Annotated in this window: 17 protein-coding genes and 3 pseudogenes; 7 read left to right on the forward strand and 13 right to left on the reverse strand. The window is 60.1% G+C overall.

All coding sequences use genetic code 11. The features are described from left to right. Positions 1 to 55 precede the first annotated feature (55 nt). From GIW69_RS19930 to GIW69_RS19955, 6 genes are read right to left on the reverse strand one after another with little or no spacing between them, the layout of a single operon-like run. Positions 56 to 1,735: an acyl-CoA synthetase family protein gene (locus tag GIW69_RS19930; protein ID WP_236484495.1), complete on the reverse strand. Its 1,680-nt coding sequence runs from the start codon at positions 1,733 to 1,735 to the stop codon at positions 56 to 58. Further along, a complete protein-coding gene (locus GIW69_RS19935; protein ID WP_236484496.1) occupies positions 1,732 to 2,277 on the reverse strand; it encodes a hypothetical protein in 546 nt (181 codons plus the stop codon). The genes GIW69_RS19930 and GIW69_RS19935 overlap by 4 nt, the downstream gene beginning before the upstream one ends. After that, positions 2,274 to 2,528: an acyl carrier protein gene (locus tag GIW69_RS19940; protein ID WP_236484497.1), complete on the reverse strand. Its 255-nt coding sequence runs from the start codon at positions 2,526 to 2,528 to the stop codon at positions 2,274 to 2,276. Before GIW69_RS19940 ends, GIW69_RS19935 begins: the two co-directional genes overlap by 4 nt. Before the next feature lie 9 nt (positions 2,529 to 2,537). Then, on the reverse strand, positions 2,538 to 2,798 hold the full coding sequence (locus GIW69_RS19945; protein ID WP_236484498.1) for a phosphopantetheine-binding protein: 261 nt from the start codon (positions 2,796 to 2,798) through the stop codon (positions 2,538 to 2,540). Continuing rightward, positions 2,779 to 3,588, reverse strand: a complete 810-nt coding sequence (locus GIW69_RS19950) for a lysophospholipid acyltransferase family protein (RefSeq protein ID WP_236484499.1) — start codon at positions 3,586 to 3,588, stop codon at positions 2,779 to 2,781. Before GIW69_RS19950 ends, GIW69_RS19945 begins: the two co-directional genes overlap by 20 nt. After that, positions 3,564 to 4,283 carry a beta-ketoacyl synthase chain length factor gene (locus GIW69_RS19955; protein ID WP_236484500.1) on the reverse strand — a complete coding sequence of 240 codons (720 nt, stop codon included), beginning with the start codon at positions 4,281 to 4,283 and terminating at the stop codon, positions 3,564 to 3,566. Before GIW69_RS19955 ends, GIW69_RS19950 begins: the two co-directional genes overlap by 25 nt. A 360-nt stretch (positions 4,284 to 4,643) precedes the next feature. Here GIW69_RS19955 and GIW69_RS19960 point away from each other — a divergent pair, with 360 nt between their 5' ends. After that, positions 4,644 to 5,414, forward strand: coding sequence for a ParA family protein (locus tag GIW69_RS19960; protein ID WP_236484501.1), 771 nt, complete (start codon positions 4,644 to 4,646; stop codon positions 5,412 to 5,414). 50 nt (positions 5,415 to 5,464) lie between these two features. Here GIW69_RS19960 and trxC read toward each other — a convergent pair whose 3' ends face one another. After that, positions 5,465 to 5,899, reverse strand: a complete 435-nt coding sequence (gene trxC / locus GIW69_RS19965) for a thioredoxin TrxC (protein WP_236484502.1) — start codon at positions 5,897 to 5,899, stop codon at positions 5,465 to 5,467. Between the two features lie 194 nt (positions 5,900 to 6,093). On the opposite strand from trxC, the pseudogene GIW69_RS19970 reads away from it, so the two are divergent. Together GIW69_RS19970 and GIW69_RS19975 are read left to right on the forward strand one after the other, a co-directional pair. Next, positions 6,094 to 6,389 (forward strand): annotated as a pseudogene (locus GIW69_RS19970) (type II toxin-antitoxin system HigB family toxin). Further along, positions 6,386 to 6,787, forward strand: coding sequence for a transcriptional regulator (locus tag GIW69_RS19975; RefSeq protein ID WP_236484503.1), 402 nt, complete (start codon positions 6,386 to 6,388; stop codon positions 6,785 to 6,787). Before GIW69_RS19970 ends, GIW69_RS19975 begins: the two are co-directional and overlap by 4 nt. Before the next feature lie 6 nt (positions 6,788 to 6,793). Here the strand turns inward: GIW69_RS19975 and selO are convergent, their stop codons facing one another. The 5 genes and pseudogenes from selO to GIW69_RS26445 all read right to left on the reverse strand — a co-directional run. Next, a complete protein-coding gene (gene selO, locus GIW69_RS19980) occupies positions 6,794 to 8,257 on the reverse strand; it encodes a protein adenylyltransferase SelO (protein ID WP_236484504.1) in 1,464 nt (487 codons plus the stop codon). Between the two features lie 48 nt (positions 8,258 to 8,305). Next, complete coding sequence (gene mscK, locus GIW69_RS19985) at positions 8,306 to 11,659, reverse strand: mechanosensitive channel MscK (protein ID WP_236484505.1); 3,354 nt, start codon at positions 11,657 to 11,659, stop codon at positions 8,306 to 8,308. Between the two features lie 34 nt (positions 11,660 to 11,693). Continuing rightward, positions 11,694 to 13,436, reverse strand: a complete 1,743-nt coding sequence (locus GIW69_RS19990) for a potassium/proton antiporter (RefSeq protein ID WP_236484506.1) — start codon at positions 13,434 to 13,436, stop codon at positions 11,694 to 11,696. Between the two features lie 151 nt (positions 13,437 to 13,587). Next, the gene (locus GIW69_RS26440) at positions 13,588 to 14,460 is read right to left on the reverse strand and encodes a methyl-accepting chemotaxis protein (protein WP_496570940.1); all 873 of its coding nucleotides are present in this window, start codon (positions 14,458 to 14,460) and stop codon (positions 13,588 to 13,590) included. A gap of 30 nt (positions 14,461 to 14,490) precedes the next feature. Beyond that, a pseudogene (locus tag GIW69_RS26445) lies at positions 14,491 to 15,213 on the reverse strand (MCP four helix bundle domain-containing protein); the annotation flags it as partial. A 278-nt stretch (positions 15,214 to 15,491) separates the two neighbouring features. Here GIW69_RS26445 and GIW69_RS20000 point away from each other — a divergent pair. From GIW69_RS20000 to GIW69_RS26455, 4 genes and pseudogenes are all read left to right on the forward strand, one after another. Then, the gene (locus GIW69_RS20000) at positions 15,492 to 15,722 is read left to right on the forward strand and encodes a hypothetical protein (protein ID WP_236484508.1); all 231 of its coding nucleotides are present in this window, start codon (positions 15,492 to 15,494) and stop codon (positions 15,720 to 15,722) included. After that, positions 15,719 to 16,021 carry a cell division protein ZapA gene (locus GIW69_RS20005; RefSeq protein WP_236484509.1) on the forward strand — a complete coding sequence of 101 codons (303 nt, stop codon included), beginning with the start codon at positions 15,719 to 15,721 and terminating at the stop codon, positions 16,019 to 16,021. Before GIW69_RS20000 ends, GIW69_RS20005 begins: the two co-directional genes overlap by 4 nt. A 145-nt stretch (positions 16,022 to 16,166) precedes the next feature. After that, positions 16,167 to 17,192: pseudogene (locus tag GIW69_RS26450) on the forward strand (HAMP domain-containing protein); the annotation flags it as partial. A gap of 135 nt (positions 17,193 to 17,327) precedes the next feature. Continuing rightward, entirely contained in the window at positions 17,328 to 18,059 is a 732-nt protein-coding gene (locus GIW69_RS26455; protein WP_496570941.1) for a methyl-accepting chemotaxis protein, read from the forward strand. A 119-nt stretch (positions 18,060 to 18,178) separates the two neighbouring features. Here GIW69_RS26455 and GIW69_RS20015 read toward each other — a convergent pair whose 3' ends face one another. Beyond that, entirely contained in the window at positions 18,179 to 19,981 is a 1,803-nt protein-coding gene (locus GIW69_RS20015; RefSeq protein ID WP_236484511.1) for an acyl-CoA dehydrogenase, read from the reverse strand. Positions 19,982 to 20,067: the final 86 nt, after the last annotated feature.

Raw genomic sequence — 20,067 nt, forward strand, 5'->3', positions numbered from 1 at the left:
CGGGCCATTGTAGGAGCGAGCCTGCTCGCGATTGAGTGCGCAGCACTCACCGAGATTACGCATCGCTACCTCCCAGCAATATCCGGCCGCTTGAGCAGGTCGCCGTGTCATTGCGGAAAGTGAAATACAGCTTGCCGCGCTCAGGGTCGAAGCGCAGGTGCAACTGGATTTCATCGCCGGGACGCACCAATTGCTGGAACTTCAGCACTTCCATCCCGGCAAATGTGCCAGGCAGGCCAAGCAATTGCTGGCCGAGCTTCAGCGCCCATTCGACTTGCACCACGCCGGGTAAAACCGGCGCTTTCGGGAAGTGGCCGCTGAAGTACGCCAGGTCGGGCGGAACGCTTAATTGAAGGTTCCACTCACCGTCGGTTTCCAGCTGGTCGAGCACTTCCGGCAGTTTCGGCCGAGGCGCGAGCAACAAGGCGTCGACCTGTGCCTGGGGCAGTTTGCCCTGAGTGTTCAGCGGCAATTGGCGCACCAGCCGCCAGCGTCGAGGCAAGGCGATGGCTTCGCAGTGCTGGCTCAGGTACAGGCGCAGGGTTTCAGTGAGATGACGACGGCCCTGTTCGCGCAAGGCAAACAGGCCGGCGTCATTGAGCACCAGCAAGGCGCCGAGTGAGGCACGGTTTTCCTGCACCACGCCAAGCCGCGCTTCGGCGACCCACGGATGAGCCATGAGCGCTTGTTCGAGCATCGGCAGGGAAACGCGTTTTTCTTCCAGTTTGACGATGCGGTCGAGCCGGCCGAGCAGTTCGAAGCGGCCATCGGCCTCGATGCGCGCGGCGTCGGCGGTGTGTTCGACATGCCCGGCGGGCAGATACGAGGAGGCAATCAGCAACGCGCCATCGCTGTCCTGGTTCAGTTCGACATCGGCGAACGGCTGCCAGAGGCTTTCGCCCTGACGCCAGGCGATGCCGCCGGTTTCCGAACTGCCGAGGATTTCCGTCGGCCACTGGCCCAGCCTTTGATGCAGGCTGACGGCGGCATCGGCCGGCAGCGCGCCGCCGGAGGAAAACACCCGACGCACGGCGCTCAGGGCCGGCCAGTCAAGGTTGTCGCCCATGCGCTTGAGCAGCGCCGGGCTGGCGATCCAGGCGAAGGCCGGACATTCACGGCTGGCGCGTTGCAAGTCTTCCGGAAACGCCAGTTGTTTGCGCACGAACAGGCGCCCGGCGCACAACGGCCACAGCACGCGGAACAGCAGGCCGTAAATATGTTGTGCGGCGACACTGCCAATGATGCAGGCCTGACCCAGATCCGCGCCCCACAGCTGCTCCAGCGCTTCGACTTCATTGGCCAGTTGCCGCACGGTTTTGTCGATGCGCTTGGGTTCGCCGCTGGAGCCGGAGGTGCACAGGCTCAAGGTGCAGCGGTCGAGATTCAGTTCGGCTTCGGCCAGCGGTTCTTGTCGCAAGTCGCTCAAATGCGCATCGCCGGCCTGATCGGTCAGCCATAGATCGACGTCACCTGACCAGCGCTGGCGAGTTTGCGGTTGCAGATCCGAAGGCAGCAACACACTGACGCCTGCGCGCCAGGCACCCAGCAGCGCAATCGCGAGCTCGGCGGCATCGTCCAGATGCACCGCCAGACGTTTTACGCCTTGGGCTTGCAAACCGGCGGCGAGGCTCAGCGCCTGCTCACGCAGCTGTGCGTGATCCAATGCCGGCGCGACGGTCACGGCGCGTCGCGGCAGTTCCTTGAGCAACAACTGCTCAAGTTTTATCCAATTCATCGGCGGCCTCTTACCCGTTGTCGTATTAGCCATTCAATGGCAAACATCAGGCCGATCAGTCCGTAGGAGATCAGGCCGGTGTACAACATCCACCAATCCAGCGGCGCCCACAGGGTGAGGAGGGCGGCGCATAAACCGTTGCAAAAGAAAAACACGCTCCAGGCCACAGTGACCCGGCGGGTATAGGGGATGGCCTGGGGCGGCAATTCCGGCTCGCGTAAACGTGCCAGACGTTCAACCATCGGCGTGCCGTATTTCAGGCTCAGGCTGAACAACGCCAGCATGAAACCGCTGATCAGCACCGGATACCACCGCAACAGCACCGGGCTGTCGAACAACGCCAGCAGCAGGCAAAACACAATCGCGACCACCGCCATCCACACGCTACCGGGCTTGCGCTCGCCGGTCAGTGCGCGGGCCAGCCACAGGCTGCCCAGCAGCAGGCCGAACTGCCACGGCGCAAAATGCTCCATGCCGAAATACACCGCAAAGGGATACAGCAGGCCCGCCAGCAGCAGGCCGAGGCCGATCAATCGGCTCATGCGGTCGGTTGAACCAGGCGCGACACCGCGTCGACCACGTCACCGACGGTACGCACCGACTTGAATTCCTCGGCGGCGATTTTCTTGCCGGTCTGGCGCTTGATGTGATCGATCAGATCGACCGCGTCGATGCTGTCGATTTCCAGATCCTGATACAGGTTCGATTCGAGGCTGATGCGCGAAGGCTCCAGCTCAAACAGTTCGACCAAAGCGTCACGCAGGGTAATGAAGATATCGTCACGAGTTTGCATGGTCCGGTCTCAAGCTGCCTTTTTTGCCGTGACGAATGCCGCGAGGCTGGCCACGTTGGAGAAATGGTTGCGGGTGTCCTTGGCATCGGCATCGATCTTGATGCCGTACTTTTTCTGGATGGCCAGGCCCAACTCCAGTGCGTCCACGGAATCCAGGCCCAGGCCCTCGCCGAACAGCGTCTGGTTGTCGCCGATGTCCTCGGCGCTGATGTCTTCGAGGCCGAGGGCGTCGATGATCAACAGTTTTATGTCACGATTCAGATCGCTCATCTTCGGCGAGCTCCTTAATGAAAAATTGATGCAAATAGTCGTTGAGCTTGCGCGAAGCCTGCGGCGCAGGTCCTTGCGCGGCAAAGGTCTGTGGGTCTATATCGGCCCCGACACGAAAACTGAAGTGCACGCGGCGCATCGGGATGCGATACCACGGTTCGGCCTTGGTCAATGTGGTCGGGCTGACCTTGATGATCACCGGCGTAAGAATCTTCGCACCGCGCAAGGCAATGGCTGCCGCGCCCCGATGAAAGGACGGGGCCTGACCCGGCTGGGTACGCGTGCCTTCGGGGAAAATGATCAGGGTCTGGCCGTTCTTCAGGGCATTGGCAGCGGCGTCGAGCATGTCCATGCTGCCGTCATTGCTGATGTACTCGGCGCGGCGCAACGGGCTGCGAGTAAAGGGGTTTTCCCACAGCGTTTTCTTCACCACGCAGTTGGCGTGACGCACCAGCCCGATCAGGAATACAACGTCGATCAGCGACGGATGGTTGGCGATGATCATCTGCCCGGGGCGGCCCAGACGCTCGGCGCCCTGGATGTCATAAGTCAGCACGCCGGTTCGCGCCATGAACCGGACGAAAAACCAGAACAACTGACTGACCATTCGCCGCGCCCGCTGCCGGTGCGTCTGCGCATCACCCGGCAAGCACCCGAGCAGCGGAAACACCATCAATCGCAGGCAAAGTCCGCCGAGCCCGAAGAGCGCGAAACTTGCGGCAGTGGCCAGCAGACGCCAGTAGTAGGCGTCGCGAGGCTTATCGGCTACGGGTTGCGTTGCCAGGTCCATACACGATTTTTCCAGGCATGTTGGCAAAGGGTTCGCTGGCCGAGCAGGGCGCGCAACAAGTTCAGCGCGTGGGGCCAGTGCGGTTTGGACAGTGCTTCTGTCGTGCTGTTCAGGGTCAGCCGCCAGTCGGTACCCGGCGTGAGCAAAAGGCCAACGGCGTAAGGGAACGGCACGTCGTCGATCCAGGCCGAATAGGCTTCGGGCGGCTGCTCTTCAGTGATCACCAGCAGCACGGCCGGGGCGCCTTCGTTCAGCAGGGCAGCCGCTTCGAGCATGCCGTTTTCCAATCCGTCCCCGGCGGCGGCGAGCGCGGTCATTTCAGCTGTTTCGCCGCGCATGATCGACCACAAGCCAATGATCGCGTTATGCACTGAAAGGCTGAATTGGGTCGGCGACAGGGGTTGCTCGTTCGCCAGGTCGCTGAGAATCTCGAAAGTGCGCGGGGTTTCGCCGTGACGGGAGACAAAGACCAGCGGCAGGTTTTCCCGACCGTCGGCAAGTGGCCAACCCACACTGAACGCCATGCGCGCCAACCGGCTGAGACGCCGCCGCTGCATGGCCGGGAGAAACGACACATCGGGCGCGGCATCACTGCGCTGGAGGACGACCGGCTGTCGGCTCCAGGCCTGCCAGGCTTCCACGCTATCGAGCCCCGGGGCCCACGCGCGCCATTGGGCGATGTTGAAGTTGATCACGGATTTTTCCCGCCCCTGCGGGCTTGTTATGACGCGAGTGAATCGCCAAAGCCATGGCCGACCTGACGTGACGCAGGGCGCCGAGTGGCGCGCATTATCCCGGTGAGACGGGCGTGTAGCAAACGTTGGTTACATTTTGCTCAGCAAAATGTACTGAGCGGTGCATTGAAAAATATCATTTGGCCATTATCCAGATTCGCCGGGGGGTGTCTGTCAGTCATCTCTTGAATCGTTGGCGGCCTTTACACCGCTTTGCCGACGCATTTCCCGATGAGCCTGTAGTCCGTGTCGCATCAAGGTAGCGAAGCGGTCTCGCAGGCATCTACACTCGGTCATTCTTTGATACACGGAGGTTTAGTCATGCGGCGTGTGGTGTTCAATCAGAAAGGTGGCGTGGGCAAGTCGAGCATTGCCTGCAATCTGGCGGCGGTCAGCGCCAGCGAGGGCTATCGCACGCTGTTGGTGGATCTCGATTCCCAGGCCAACTCCACTCAATACCTGACCGGCCTCACCGGTGATGACATACCGATGGGCATTGCTGATTTCTTCAAGCAGACCCTGTCTTCCGGGCCATTTTCGAAGAAGAACCAGGCGGATATCTACGAAACCCCGTTCGACAACCTTCATATCATCACCGCAACCGCCGAACTCGCCGATCTGCAGCCCAAGCTTGAGGCCAAGCACAAGATCAACAAGCTGCGAAAATTACTGGATGAGTTGTCCGAAGATTACGAGCGAATCTATCTCGATACGCCTCCTGCGCTGAATTTCTATGCGGTATCGGCGTTGATTGCCGCTGATCGTGTGTTGATTCCTTTCGATTGCGACAGCTTCTCGCGTCAGGCCTTGTACGGCTTGATGGCGGAAATCGAAGAATTGAAGGATGACCACAACGAAGGGCTGGAAGTCGAAGGCATCGTCGTCAACCAGTTCCAGGCCCGGGCGAGCCTGCCGCAGCAGATCCTTGACGAACTGATTGCCGAAGGGTTGCCGGTGCTGCCGGTGTATCTGACCAGCTCGGTACGCATGCGCGAATCACATCAGGCGAGCACGCCGCTGATCCACCTTGATCCACGGCACAAGCTGACTCAGCAGTTTGTCGAACTGCATAACCTGCTCGAAAACGCCTGAAAATCATCGTAGGAGCGAGCCTGCTCGCTCCTACGGTAGGTTGTGTTGTGTCAGATTCCTTGGCTGCGCAACCACGCCATCAGCTGCGGCAACGGAAAAGCGCCGCTCTGACGCGCTACTTCCCGGCCGTCTTTGAACAGGATCAGGCTCGGAATCGAGCGAATCCCCAACTGTGCCGACAACTGCTGATTCGCCTCACTGTCGAGCTTGGCCAAGCGACACTTGCCAGCCAACTGCGCAGCCGCCTGCTCAAATACCGGCGCAAACGACTTGCACGGCCCACACCATTCGGCCCAGACGTCTACCAGTAACGGCAGATCACCCTTGATCTGGCTGGTGTAATCGCCTTGTTTCAAGTCAAACGGCTTGCTGAGCAGGACTTCAGCCTTGCAGCGCCCGCATTTCGGCTGATCGCCCAGGCGTTCGGCGGGGATGCGGTTGAGGCCGTTGCAGTGGGGGCAGGGGATGAGGAGAGGATGGGTCATGATCAAATTCCAGAGGAAAACCGATAACCACTAGTTGGAGACGTTTGCTCATATTTTCAATCGTGCAGTCTTCGTCTCGGAATCTAGGCTGAGTCGTAGGCCGCGAGCCCGTTGGTCTGCTCGTCGATATCGCAACCTGCGATAATTTTGATCTGTGATTAACTCCCCATAGCAGAATGCGATAAGGATGTTGCATGCATGTCACCACTGCAAAACGAATACGCGAAGCCAAGGTCAGGTGGCCGAACGCGGCGACGGCACTTGATCATTGGCTCGAATTGGCGAAAGCAAGCACACCTTCAGACTTTGCCGCGATGAAGACGTTGTTGCCTGCAATCGACAGGTGGGCGAGTTTCATATTTTCGATATTGGCGGCAATAAGCTTAGGTTGATCGCCTGGGTCAGATACCGACCGCAAAAACTCTACATCAAGTGTGTGGTGGATCACCGAGAATATGACCGCGGTAAGTGGAAGGAGGGGAAAGCATGAGTGTTCTGATCAAAAAAGCCGCCGAGCACTGGGAGTTCGTGGCGCCATTGCTGCGCAAACCGAAAAGTGAAGACGACTACGACACACTGGTACAAGCGGTTGACGAGTTGCTAGAGATGACCGGCGATGATGAATCCCACCCTTTGATGGGGCTGGTGGACATCATCGGTGACTGGATCGAGGCGTGGGATCTTGAACATCACCCAGCGCCCAAACCACCGGGTTATGAGGTTATGGGGTATCTGATGCGCGAGCATGGCATGACCCAAAGCGACCTCCCCGGTGTCGGAACCCAGTCGGTCGTTTCCGAAATCCTGAGTGGCAAACGCCAGCTCAACCTTCGACAGGTTCGCTGGCTTGCGGAGCGTTTCAATCTGCCGGTAGACGTCTTTGTCTGACCCGAATCAAGACGAACAACTGATCTCCAAATGCTTGCCCCACTCCGGCGGCCGCTGCGCGTAGCTCTCCATCCCCGGTTGTTCTTCGAACGGCTTGCTCAGCACCGCGTGCAGCCGGCGCACCTCTGAGTAGTCGCCACTCTCTGCCGCATCAATGGCTTTTTGCGCCAGGTAATTGCGCAGGATGTACAGCGGATTGACCGCGTGCATCCGCGTGCGGCGCTGTTCCTGATCGGCGTTGCCGTCGCGGCTGACGCGGGCGATGTAACGTTCGCCCCAGGCGTCGAAGCCCTTGATGTCGACGAAGTCGTCGCGCAGACGGGCGATGGCCTGGTCCGCTGATTGATCGCCGAGGCGGCGGAAAAACAGGGTGTAGTCGACGCCGCTGTTTTGCATCAGTTGCAGCAGGTCTTCGAGCAGTTTCTGGTCGTCGTCTTCGGCGGTGGTGAAGCCGAAACGGCGGCGCATCAGGTCGAGGTAGTGCGCCTGGAACAGCGGCAGGTACAGGCCGAGTGCTTCGCGCAGGGCGTCGACGCTGATGAACGGCGTCAGGGCCTGGGCGAGGGCGCTGAGGTTCCACTGGCCGATCGGCACCTGATTGCTGAACGAGTAGCGGCCCTGGTCGTCGGAATGGTTGCAGATGAAATTGGCATCAAAGTCATCGAGGAAGGCATACGGGCCAAAGTCGAAGGTGATGCCGAGGATCGACATGTTGTCAGTGTTCATCACCCCGTGACAGAAGCCATAAGCCTGCCATTTGGCGATCAGCTCGGCGTTACGCTCGACGATTTCACGGAACATCGCCAGATACGGTTCCGGCTGCTCCAGGCATTCGGCAAAGTGCATCGCCAATACGTGTTCGCCAAGCTCTTTCTGCTGTTCGGGGCGTTTGGTGTAGTAGAAATATTCGAAGTGGCCGAAGCGGACATGGCTTGGTGCCAGGCGCAGCACCATGGCCGCACGTTCCTGTTTTTCACGCCAGACCGGGGTGTCGGAGCCGATCACGCAGCCGGCGCGTGACGTCGGAATGTTCAGCGCGTGCAGGGCTTCGGAGGCCAGGAATTCGCGGATCGACGAACGCAACACCGCACGGCCATCGCCCATGCGTGAAAACGGTGTCTGCCCGGCGCCCTTCAAGTGCAAGTCCCAATGCTCGCCAGCGTTGTTATAGACCTCGCCCAGCAACAGGCCTCGGCCGTCGCCCAGTTGCGGCGTATAGCCGCCGAACTGATGACCGGAATAGACCATCGCGCGCGGTTCGGCATCGGCCCACAACTTGTGGCCGCCGAACAGTTCGGCGAATTCCTGCGTTTCGGCCACCCCCGGGTCGAGGTCCAGCCGTGCCAGCGCGGCAGGGCTGGAAACGACCAGGCGTGGATTGTCGATCGGCTCGGGCAGTACGTGAGCGGAGAACGCATCGCCGAGGCGGGCGAAGCGGTTGTCGAAGATCAGTTCGTCGAGGGCTTTCAAGGGCCGACTCCAGCAGAATGTCCGAGCATTCTGCTGGGATCATACGGGTTAGTCGAGTTTGGAAACCGGCGGTTCCTGCGCAGGCTTCTGCCCATCGACGAGCGGCGCGATGGTTTTCGTTTCTGGCTCTACCGGCACCATCTTGTATTCCTGGCCTTGCAGGTTCTTCAGATACACCTCCATCTGGCGGAACGAGATGTTGATGTGCTGCTTTTTGAACTCGCGGTTGATGAAGCGGTTGACTTCATCCAGCACCGGGTTGCGGTCACCCAGATCGCGTACATGCATGCGCAGTTCGTGATCGAGGGTGCTTTCGCCGAAGTTAAGGAAATACACATGCGGCTCGGGCTCCTTGAGCACGCGCGGGTTTTCCCGGGCAGCCTTGAGCAGTAATTCCTTCACCAGATCCAGATCCGAGCCGTAGTCCACGCCGAGCTTGAGCGTCACGCGGGTGATGGTGTCGGTCAGCGACCAGTTGATCAGTTGCCCGGTGATGAACGTTTTGTTCGGGACAATGATGTCCTTGCGGTCGAAGTCGGTAATGGTCGTGGCGCGGATGCGGATCTTGCTCACCGTGCCCGACAGGTTGCCGATGGTGATGGTGTCGCCGATCCGCACCGGGCGTTCGAACAGAATCATGATGCCGGAGATGAAATTCGCGAAGATCTCCTGCATGCCGAAACCGAGGCCGACCGACAGCGCCGCCACCAGCCATTGCAACTTGTCCCAGCTCACGCCGAGGGTCGACAGCGTCGAGACGAAGCCGATCCCGGCGATCACGTAGGACAGTAAGGTTGTCGTCGCATAGGCGCTGCCCTGCGCCAGATTGAGCTTGGACAGCACAAACACTTCGAGCAGGCCCGGCAAGTTACGCGCCAGGGCAAAGGTGATGCCGATGATGATCACCGCGCCAAGCATGTCGCCGATGCTGATCGGCACCATGCTCATGTTGGCGCCGGTGCCGCTGGTGTATTCGTAAAGGGTGACGTTGTCCAGATACGAGAACACCGAAATCAGATCCGACCAGACCCAGTACAGCGCGGCGATGAAGCCGCCGAGCAAGGCCAGACGGATCAGGCGCAGAGACTGTTCGTTGACCTTTTCAATGTCCAGAGTCGGCTCTTCGATCACCGTTTCGCCGTCGCCGGCCTCCTTGGCCGCTTGCCGTTTCGCCAGCGCACGCTGGTAAGCCAGGCGCCGCGCCGCGACGCTGAGGCCACGGACAAATGTAGCTTCGATCACCAGCCAGAACATCAGCAGGTACAGCGTGTTGATCAGCCGGTCGCTGAGTTTCAACGCGGTGTAGTAGTAGCCGAAACACACCGCCACGAACAACGCGATCGGCAGTGCCGTGAACATCACACCGACGGCCTTGCGGAACAGCGAAGCGTTTTTGTGAGTCGGGCTGCTGATCAGCAGACGGCTGAGCAGCCACGCCATCAAGGCGTAGCAGGTCAACACCACCGGCATGCCGAGCACGTCATCGGCCAGCGCCGCCGGTTGCAGCTCAGCGACCGCCACCACGGCGACCAGCGCCATGACGACCAGCCCGAGTCGGCGCACCCAGCCCTGAAGGAATTCGACCTGGGGTTTTTCCCAGCGGAAGTGCAACTCGGCGACGCCGGCCGGCGCGAGAATCCGGTACGCGGTGTAGAACACCAGCCAGGCCTGGGCCATTTGCAGCAGCGCAGCGCCCATGTTGGCGTTTTGTCCTCGGGCGTCGATCTGCAACGCCAGTCCGCACAGGCCCAGGCCTAACGCTACCGGCATGGCCAGCAAAATATTGATCAGGATCGCTTGCGGCGTGTGCAATTGACTGTCGCGCTTGAAGTGGCCGATGTCCTGGTGAACTTTGTTCAACCGTGCATACAGGTGCTTGCGACGCCACAGCAGTGCGCCGATCAGCAGGGCCAGCGGCAGGAACAGCAAGGGCCGCTGAGTCAGGCCGTCGGTCAGTTCGCTCAGGCTCGAAGCCAGCGGCAGGGTATCGATCTGCCGTTTCAAGCGTTCCGGCACGCCGCGCATCCATTCGGTGTCGAGCGGCTTGTTACTGGGAATCCAGAACATCTGCTCGTCGAGGGTGGCGCGCAGACTTTGCGCGGTGCTCAGCAGTTGTTTCTGGTTGAGTTGCAGGGTGATCGATTCGTTGAGCACCGCGCTCAGTTCGCGGTTCAAGCGTTCCAGCAGGTCGGCGCGAGTGTTGGCCAGATCCAGCAAGCTTTTGCGCAGTTGCGGGGTCACTTGTTCCGGAGGCTGTGTGGACAACAAGTTGTCGACGTAAGCAGTGGGATTGCTCAGCAGTTCACGCTGCTGGCTGACTTCGAACTGATACAGACGAATGTCGGCGATCTGATCCGCCAGGTCGCGGTCAACCTTAAGTCGCGGCAGCGCCTGTTTCTGTTTGTAGAGAATCTTCGACAGCAGCAGGCTGCCCTTGAGCACGTTGATCTGCTCGTCGAGGGCCGAGTCGCTCTGGGTCACGCTGTCGAGTAGCTGCTTGGTCTGCAGATTCTGTTGGGTGACTTCATTGAGGCGGTCGGTGCTTTTGAGCAAATAGTCGGAGAGCTTGAGGTTGGCCGCGCTTTCGGTGGCGAGCAGGCTGCTGCTGCCGGATTTTTGCGCTTCGATGGATTGCTGGGTCACCGTTTCCTGAGACTGGGCCAGACGTTTCTGGTTGATCAGGGTTTGCAGTTCCTGGATCTCGCGATCCAGTCGGTCGGATTTTTCCGTGAGCAAGTCATGCTGGGCGTTGCCCAGATCCTGCAACTGACTGTTGCCGGCCAGTTCCTGACGGCGCAACGGGATCAAAGCGTTCAGCGCGGCCAGTTCGGCATTGAGCTGGTCGCGTTGCTCGCCGCTGAGGTTTTTGCCGTTGTCCTTGCCCAGCTTGAGGGTGTTGTTGATCTGCTGGATGCGCGTCTGGCTACTGGCGATTTCCCCCTGGGCGCGCTCGGGACGGGTTTGCGCGGTGATGATCAGGCTGTTGGCGTCAGCCAGGGCTTTTTGCAGATCGCTTTGCTGGGTCGAGCGATCCGTGAGCATCTGCTCCAGTTGCTGGATCGACTCCTTGGTAAAGCGCTGCGCCACCGGCACGACATTGGTGGCCTTCAAACGCGTCAGTTCGCGCTGGCTTTCAAGCGTCTGGCGCGGGGCGCTGGCCAGTTGCTGCTTGAGGTCAGTGAGCTTTTGCTCGTAGTCACGTCGACTGTTGAGTTGGGTGAGCGTGTTTTGCAAAACGCTTTGCAGGGCTTTTTGATCGGCTTCCGGCAGTTTGCGGTCGGCGATCTTGTCCAGGCTGGCCTGTACGGTATCGGTGGACGGTGGTTCGGCGGCCGACAGCGGGCCGACAAAAAGAGTCAGCCCCAGCAGGGCCGCAACAAAATAGGAGCGCAGGGTAGGCATAGAGACCGGTCAAGCAAGTGAGAGTGGACGCAGTTTAGAGGAAGAGTCCGGGGCCCGGGCGACTTCCTTCGGGGAATCTGACGCCCACTTTGCCGATCTTGTTCCCGTCCATGACCGCAACCGTCCAATGAGTGTTGTTCCACTCCACCTGGTCGCCAACGATCGGAGCACCCCCCACTTTCTGGGCAATGAAGCGTCCCAGGGTCATGTCCGGATCGATGCCCTCGGCCGGCAGCCCGTAGAGGGCGGCAACCGCTTTGAGTTGGGCGTCTCCTTCGAGTACGAAGTCGCCGAAGAAGCGCAAATCGAGTCCCCGTTGCGGCGCCTGACTGAACAGTTTTCCCAGGGCCGGAAGGTTGTGTTCATGGCCGATAACACACAGCAAATCATCGACTTCCAGCACCGTACTACCCGACGGATGGAGCAGTTGCTGGCCACGAAACAGGGCTGCGATACGGGTGCCTTCGGGCATTTTCAGCTCACGAAGGGGGGAGCCGATGCACCATTTCTCCGCGCCGAGCTTATAAACGAACAGCTCCCACTCGCTGGTGACGTGGACTTCAAGCGCCGCCCGGGAAATCGGCGCGGGCTCCGGCGGAACCGTGACTTTTAGCAGTTTGGCGACCCACGGCAGGCTTGTGCCTTGCAACAGCAGCGAGACCAGCACGATGAAGAACGCCAAATTGAAATACAGCTGAGCATCGGGCAGGCCGGCCATCAACGGGAACACCGCGAGAATGATCGGCACCGCGCCGCGCAATCCGACCCAGGAAATAAAGACCTTTTCCCGCCCATGGAATGCCTTGAACGGCAGCAAGCCGACCATCACCGACAGCGGCCGCGCGAACAGAATCATCCACAGCGCCAGACCCAGCGCGGGCAGGGCGATGGGCAGCAAATCATGCGGGGTGACCAACAGGCCCAGCACCAGGAACATGCCGATTTGCGCCAGCCAGGCCATGCCGTCAAGCATGTGCAGGATGCCGTGGCGGCTGCGCACTGGACGGTTACCGATGACGAGGCCGCACAGGTAAACGGCGAGGAAACCGCTGCCATGCAAGGCGTTGGTCAGGGCGAACACGACGAGACCGCCGGCGATCACCAAAATCGGATACAGGCCAGCGGCCAGGTTGATGCGGTTGACCAGTTGCAACATGACCCAGCCGCCGCCAAGGCCGATGACGCCGCCGATGCCGAATTCTCGAATCAGGTGCGTCAAGAGGCTCCAGTGCAGGCCGGTCTGGCCGCTGGCGAGCATGTCAATGAGCGTGACGGTGAGAAAAACCGCCATCGGGTCGTTGCTGCCGGACTCGATTTCGAGGGTGGCGGTTACCCGTTCGTTCAGGCCTTTACCGCCGAGCAAAGAGAACACGGCGGCGGCGTCGGTCGAACCAACGATGGCGCCGATCAACAAGCCTTGAATCAGGTTGAGGTCGAACAGCCAGGCCGCCGCCATACCGGTCAGGCCGGTGGTGATCAACACCCCGACCGTCGCCAGCGACAGCGCCGGCCATAACGCCACGCGGAAACTCGACACCCGTGTACGCAAGCCACCATCAAGCAGAATGACCGCGAGGGCGAGGTTGCCGACCAGATAAGCCGTGGGGTAATTGTCGAAGATAATGCCGCCGCCATCGACCCCGGCGGACATGCCCACCGCGAGGATGATGACCAGAATCGGAATGCCCAGACGGGACGAAAGTGAGCTCACCAGAATGCTCGCACCCACCAGCAACGCGCCGATCAAGAACAGGCTGTTGATGGTCGTCGCATTCAAAGGCAGTACTCCAGAAGCATAAAGACGGGCACGAACTGACCATGCAGTCCGCGTGCCAGCGATTCTAACCCGTTGAAATGTGGTGATGTCAAAAAGGATTAGATCAACCGATCGCAGCCTGCCGAAGACTGCGATCTTTCGCTTTTGGTTTTTACAGACTGAACCGCCCGACCATCGTGTTCAGATCCACCGCCAACCGCGACAGCTCATTACTCGCCGCACTCGTCTGACTCGCCCCGGTCGCCGATTGCACCGACAGATCGCGGATGTTCACCAGGTTGCGATCCACTTCCCGCGCGACCTGCGCCTGTTCTTCAGCGGCGCTGGCGATGACCAGATTGCGCTCGTTGATTTCGACGATGGCGGTGTTGATGGTGTCCAGCGACAGGCCGGCGCCGCGGGCGATGTTCAGGGTCGACTCGGCGCGCTCGGTGCTGTTGCGCATCGAATCCACGGCGTGTTCGGTGCCAGTCTGGATGCTGCCGATCATGCGTTCGATCTCACTGGTCGACTGCTGCGTGCGATGGGCCAGTGCGCGCACTTCATCGGCCACCACGGCAAAGCCGCGACCGGCTTCACCGGCACGGGCGGCTTCGATAGCGGCGTTCAGGGCCAGCAGATTGGTCTGGTCGGCAAGGCCACGGATCACGTCGAGCACTTTGCCAATGTCGCGGGACTCGTTGGCCAGGTCGCCGATCAACGTCGCGGTGCTCTGGACGTCAGCGCTCATGCGCTCGATGGCGCTGACGGTTTCCTGCACCAGATCACGTCCGTCACCGGCGGAGGTGGTGGCTTCTTTAGAGGCTTCGGAGGTGCTGACGGCGTTGCGTGCGACTTCTTCAACGGCGCTGGTCATCTCGTTGACAGCGGTGGCGGCTTGTTCGATTTCGTTGTTCTGCTGAGTCAGGCCACGGGCGCTTTCGTCGGTGACGCTGTTCAATTCTTCGGCGGCGGAAGCCAACTGTGTGGCCGAGCCGGAGATGCGCTGGAGCGTGTCGCGCAGCTTGCTTTGCATTTTCTCCATGGCCGCGAGCAGGCGCCCGGCTTCATCGGTGCCATCAACGTGGATCGGCTGAGTCAGATTACCTTCAGCGATGGTTTCCGCTGCATTCAGTGCTTTGGCGATCGGCTTGGTGATGCTGACGGTCAACAGCCAGGCGAACAGAACGGTCAGGCCGCTGGCGATCAGCAGCAACGTCACGACCAGATTGAACGACATCGAATACTGGTCGGCGGCGCCTTGATTGGTTTCGGCGACTTGCTCGGAGTTGATGTCCAGCAGACGCGTCAATGCGGTATTCACGGCTTCGGAGTTTGTCAGCAGATCCTTGTTGAGCAACTCCCGCAGTTCATCCACCTGATTGTTGCGCGACAGGGTTTTCATCCGGTCTTCAAGTTGACGGTACTGCCCCAGCAACTGCAAAAACTGGTCGTAAGCGGCGCGTTCCTCCGGGCTGGCGATCAATGGTTCGTAAACCTTTTGCGCATCGGCGATCTGGCGGTTGCGCATGTCGAACAGTTCGAACGTCTTCTGCTGCACGTCCGGTTCGCGGTTGAGCAGCAGGCGGTACGACAACACGCGCAGGCGCAGGCTCAGTTGGGTGAATTCGTCGAGGCTCTTGATCGACGGCACGCTGGCGTTGGCAATGTCTTCGCCGGCTGCGCGGATTTTGCTCATCTGGTTCAGGGAAAAGATGCCGAGAATCAGCATCAGGGCGCCGATGAGGGCGAAGCCGGTGAACGCGCGGGGCGCGATATTGATATTGCGAAGGGACATGGCGGGCTACCGAAATAGGGCCGCATCCATGCGGACTGAAACGTATGTATGGATGACTTATCGGTCATGCGACTAAAGTCTTGACCCCCTGTGCGCTTTTGCCGCATCCGTGGTCGGGCGACGAAGTGCAGGAACCAGATCCGCCATTCATAGTCTTTAACACTCGCAGGAACGGTCGGCCGCCAGGAAAATCAAGGCCTTGCGCCGGTTTAACCCTGGCGCCCAAGACGACTTTTCTTTATCGTACGCGCCCTTTGAAAAACGCCTGGAATATCAAAATGTTGGAAGCATCCCTCAGCCAATTGGAACAGCTCGTCAGCGACCTGGTGCAACAGAACCAGACCTTGCTGGAAACCAATCAGACCCTGCGCACCGAACTGGCCCAGACCAAGGATGAAAACGAGAGCCTGCAACTGAACCTGATGGAGCAGGAAGAAAAACACGGCGCCACTGCCGCACGTATCCAGGCTCTGGTTGAGCGAGTCACCGCCGGTCCCGTCAGCGCATGAATCACGGCACAGCAGGGGTAAAAGTCGTCTCGATTCTGGGGGAGGACTATTCGATCAAGGCACCGGAAGGGGAGGAACAGACCCTGCTGGACGCCGCCATGATGCTCAAGGCTGCCCTGGCCGACACCAAACGCAAATACCCGACCCTGATCGGTGACCGTCTGCTGGTGCTGGCGGCCATGAATCTGTGCTCGCAGCAGATCGAAATGAAGAAGCAGCACCAGCAGGAACTCGAGCGTTACCAAGAGCAAGTCAGCGCCACGGTCGAGACCATCGCCAAGACCATCAATCAGGGTTGACGGGATTGCGCACCACCAAGGAATAGATTGTCGACTGGGTTGTATACAATCGGCACGGCTGTTGCAGTGTTTCAGCCACTTATTCCTTGGGGGTGTTCCCATGCAGTTCTGGCGTCGCAGTATTCAGTGGCAGTTGATCCTCAGTATGGGCACCGCCCTGCTGGTCAGCATTCTGATTGTCGTTGGCATTTATACCCTCGTGGTCAACCGTCTCGCTCAGAGCTATCTGGTCGATCAGGCGCTGCCGTCAAGCATTGAAGCAACGCGCAACGACATTGAGCGCATTCTCGTTCAGCCCCTCACCGCCGCCAAGGACATCGCCAGCAACAGCATGGTGCGCGACTGGCTGGCCAACGGTGAAGACCCTTCGAGAACGGCCGCCTTCGTGCAGTATCTGGAAGGCATCCGCGCCGAACATAAAGCCTTTACAGCATTGATCGTCGGCACCGATACCAACCACTACTACACCGAAAAAGGCCTGGATCGCACCCTCAGCCGAGCGAACCCGGTGGACGCCTGGTTCTATTCCTTTGTCGACAGCCACCAGCCACGCACCCTGAACATCGACAACGACGTCGCCACGGGCGAATTGGCGCTGTTCATCGACCTGAAAGTGCAGAGCGCTGGCAAAACCGTCGGCATTGCCGGGCTCGGCCTGAGCATGAAAGAGCTGTCGGAACTGATCCACAATTTTAGTTTCGGCGAACGCGGCAAGGTCTATCTCGTGCGTTCCGATGGCTTGATCCAGGTGCACCCTGAGGCGCAGTTCAGCGGTAAACGCACCCTTTCCGAGCAAATCGGTCCTCAGGCGGCGCAGGCTGTACTCGGCCAAAAAACCGCCGTGAACAGCAGCTTCCAGCGCGACGGCGAAGACTTTCTGGCGTTCAGCCTGCCATTGCGCGATTTGGGCTGGACATTGGTGGCCGAAGTGCCGCAATCGCAGATCTACGCCGAAGCCCGAAAAGCCATGTGGATGAGCAGCGGCATTGGCCTGTTGGTGGCCTTGGTATGCCTCGGATTGGTGGTGCTGCTGGCTCGTGGGTTGGTACGACCGATTCGCCAGGTAACAGAAGCGCTGGTGGCCATCGGTAGCGGTGGTGGAGATTTGACCCACCGGTTAGATTCTGGCCGCGCCGATGAACTGGGCGACCTCGCCCGGGGCTTCAACCGCTTTCTGGACAGCCAGCGCGGGATGATTGCTGAAGTGCTGACCACCAGCGAACGCCTGCGCACCGCCGTCGCCCAAGTGGCGAAGGTGGTTGATAACACCGCACAACGCTCCGGCCGTCAGCAGGAAATGACCGACATGGTCGCCACCGCCGTTCACGAGATGGGCCTGACCGTACAGGAAATCGCGCAGAACGCCGGTAATGCGGCGTTCGCCTCGCAGACAGCACGGGACGAAGCCTTGAAGGCGCGCGAAGTGGTGGGCGGTTCGATTCGGCATATTGAAAGCATGTCAGATGAGATTGGCCTCGCGGCGGGGGCGGTCGGCGAGTTGGCGCACCAGGTGGCGTCGATTGATCAGGTGCTGGCGGTGATTCGCGGCATCTCCGAGCAGACCAATCTGCTGGCGCTGAACGCGGCCATCGAAGCGGCGCGGGCCGGCGATATGGGCCGTGGTTTTGCCGTGGTAGCTGACGAAGTGCGCACGCTGGCGCGACGTACCCAGGCGTCGACCGATGAGATTCAGCAAATGATCGGCAGCCTCAAGCAGGGCGCGGAAAACGCTGTGTCATCGATGCGTACCGGGCAGGCCGCGACGGGCACGGGCGTTGAGTCGAGCCAGCGCACCGGTGCGTCGCTGACGGCGATTACCGGGCAGGTCGAGCGCATCAGTGACATGAATCACCAAGTGGCGACGGCGACTGAAGAACAGTCGGCGGTGACGGAAGAGATCAACCGTAACGTGCAGGGGATTTCCGATCTGGCGCGGGCGACGGCGGGTGAAGTGAGGGCTTGTCGAGAGGATTGTCAGATGCTGCAGCAGTTGGCGGATGACCTGACGCGGCAGATGGGTGGATTCAAGTTGAGCTGACGCAAGTATTGTTCTAGCTGACGCCTTCGCGAGCAGGCTCGCTCCCACAGGGATAAGCAGTCCCAATGTGGGAGCGAGCCTGCTCGCGAATGGATTTCAGCATCTACATAGGGCTTGGATCAGAACCACTCATCCCGCATGCCCAGGCACGTATCATCCCGCGCCTCCAGCAGCGTCAGTTCATGCTGGCAACCTGGCACTTCCCACGTCAGAAAATACCGCGCCGCCTGCAACTTGCCCTTATAGAACGCCACATCCGCCGCATGCCCCTTGGCCAACCCTTCCTCGGCACGGATCGCCTGTTCCAGCCAGCGCCAGCCAATCACCGTGTGCCCGAACACTTTCAGGTACAGCGCCGAATTCGCCAGGCTGCTGTTGACCTTGCCCTGCGCCAGATCGGTCAACAACCCAATGGTCACGGTTTGCAGGCGCGCGACCAATTGCTCCAGCGGCTCACGCAATGGGCTCAGGGATTCATACGCCCGGGAGCGTTCAGCAGTGTCGGCAATCAACCGCACCAGACGCTTGAGTCCGGCCCCGCCGTTCTGCGCCAGCTTGCGCCCCAGCAAATCCAGCGACTGAATGCCGTGGGTGCCTTCGTGGATCGGGTTCAAGCGGTTGTCGCGGTAATACTGCTCGACGGGGTATTCGCGGGTGTAACCGTGGCCGCCGAGGATCTGAATCGCCAGTTCGTTGGCCTTCAGGCAAAACTCCGAAGGCCAGGATTTGACGATTGGCGTGAGCAGGTCCAGCAACTCGTGGGCCTGTCGGCGTTCGGCTTCGGTTTCCAGTGTTGTGGTGTCATCGAACAGTCGAGCGGCATACAAGCCGAGGTCAAATGCCCCTTCAACGTAGGACTTTTGCGTCAGCAGCATGCGTCTGACGTCGGCGTGCTGAATGATCGCCACTGGCGCGGTGCTCGGATCCTTGCTGTCCGGCACGCGGCCTTGCGGCCGTTCGCGGGCGTACTCCAGCGAGTACAGATAACCGGCATAACCGAGCATCACCGCGCCCATGCCAACGCCGATCCGCGCTTCGTTCATCATCTGGAACATGTAGCTCAGCCCTTGATGCGGCTTGCCCACCAGATAGGCGACACACTCGCCGTTATCGCCGAAGTTCAACGCGGTGGAGGTGGTGCCGCGCCAGCCCATCTTGTGGAACAGCCCCGCGAGCAGCACGTCGTTGCGCGGGCCGAGGCTGCCGTCATCATTGACCAGAAACTTCGGCACGATAAACAGCGAGATACCTTTCACGCCTGCCGGTGCGTCCGGCAGCTTGGCCAGCACCATGTGCACGATGTTTTCCGACAGCGGATGATCACCGCCGGAAATGAAAATCTTATTGCCCTTGAGTCGATACGTGCCGTCAGACACCGGCTCGGCGCGGGTACGAATATCCGACAGCGATGACCCGGCGTGCGGCTCGGTCAGGGCCATGGTGCCAAAGAAGCGGCCATCGATCATCGGTTGCAGGAAGCGCTGTTTCTGCTCATCAGTGCCGAAGCTTTCGATCAGGTTGGCCGCGCCCATGGTCAGGAACGGGTACGACGTCGAGGCGGCATTGGCTGACTGGAAATGGGCAAAGCAGGCTTGCGACAGCAGCGTAGGCAGTTGCATGCCGCCGGCATCGAAACTGCGCGCAGCGTTAAGGAAACCGGCTTCGAGGAAGGCATCCACCGCCGGTTTCACCTCAGGTATCAGAATCGCCTGACCGTCCTCATAGCGCGGCTCGTTCTCGTCACCCTTGCGGTTATGCGGCGCGAAATACTTTTCGGCAATGCTGCGGGCCGTGCCGATCGCCGCGTCGAAGGTTTCCCGGTTGTGCTCGGCAAAACGCTCACGCCGGGTCAGACCCTCGGCATCAAGGACTTCGTACAGCTCGAAAGCCAGATTGCGGGAACTGAGCAGCGACTCGGACATGGCGGCCTACCTGTTTTTGGAATGGGCCGAGTCTAGGCGTGCTGATAAACGCTGAGAAGGATGATTGATGAGCGTGATGTTGGAGC

Source organism: Pseudomonas syringae, assembly GCF_021605415.1.
Lineage (GTDB): Bacteria > Pseudomonadota > Gammaproteobacteria > Pseudomonadales > Pseudomonadaceae > Aquipseudomonas > Aquipseudomonas syringae_S.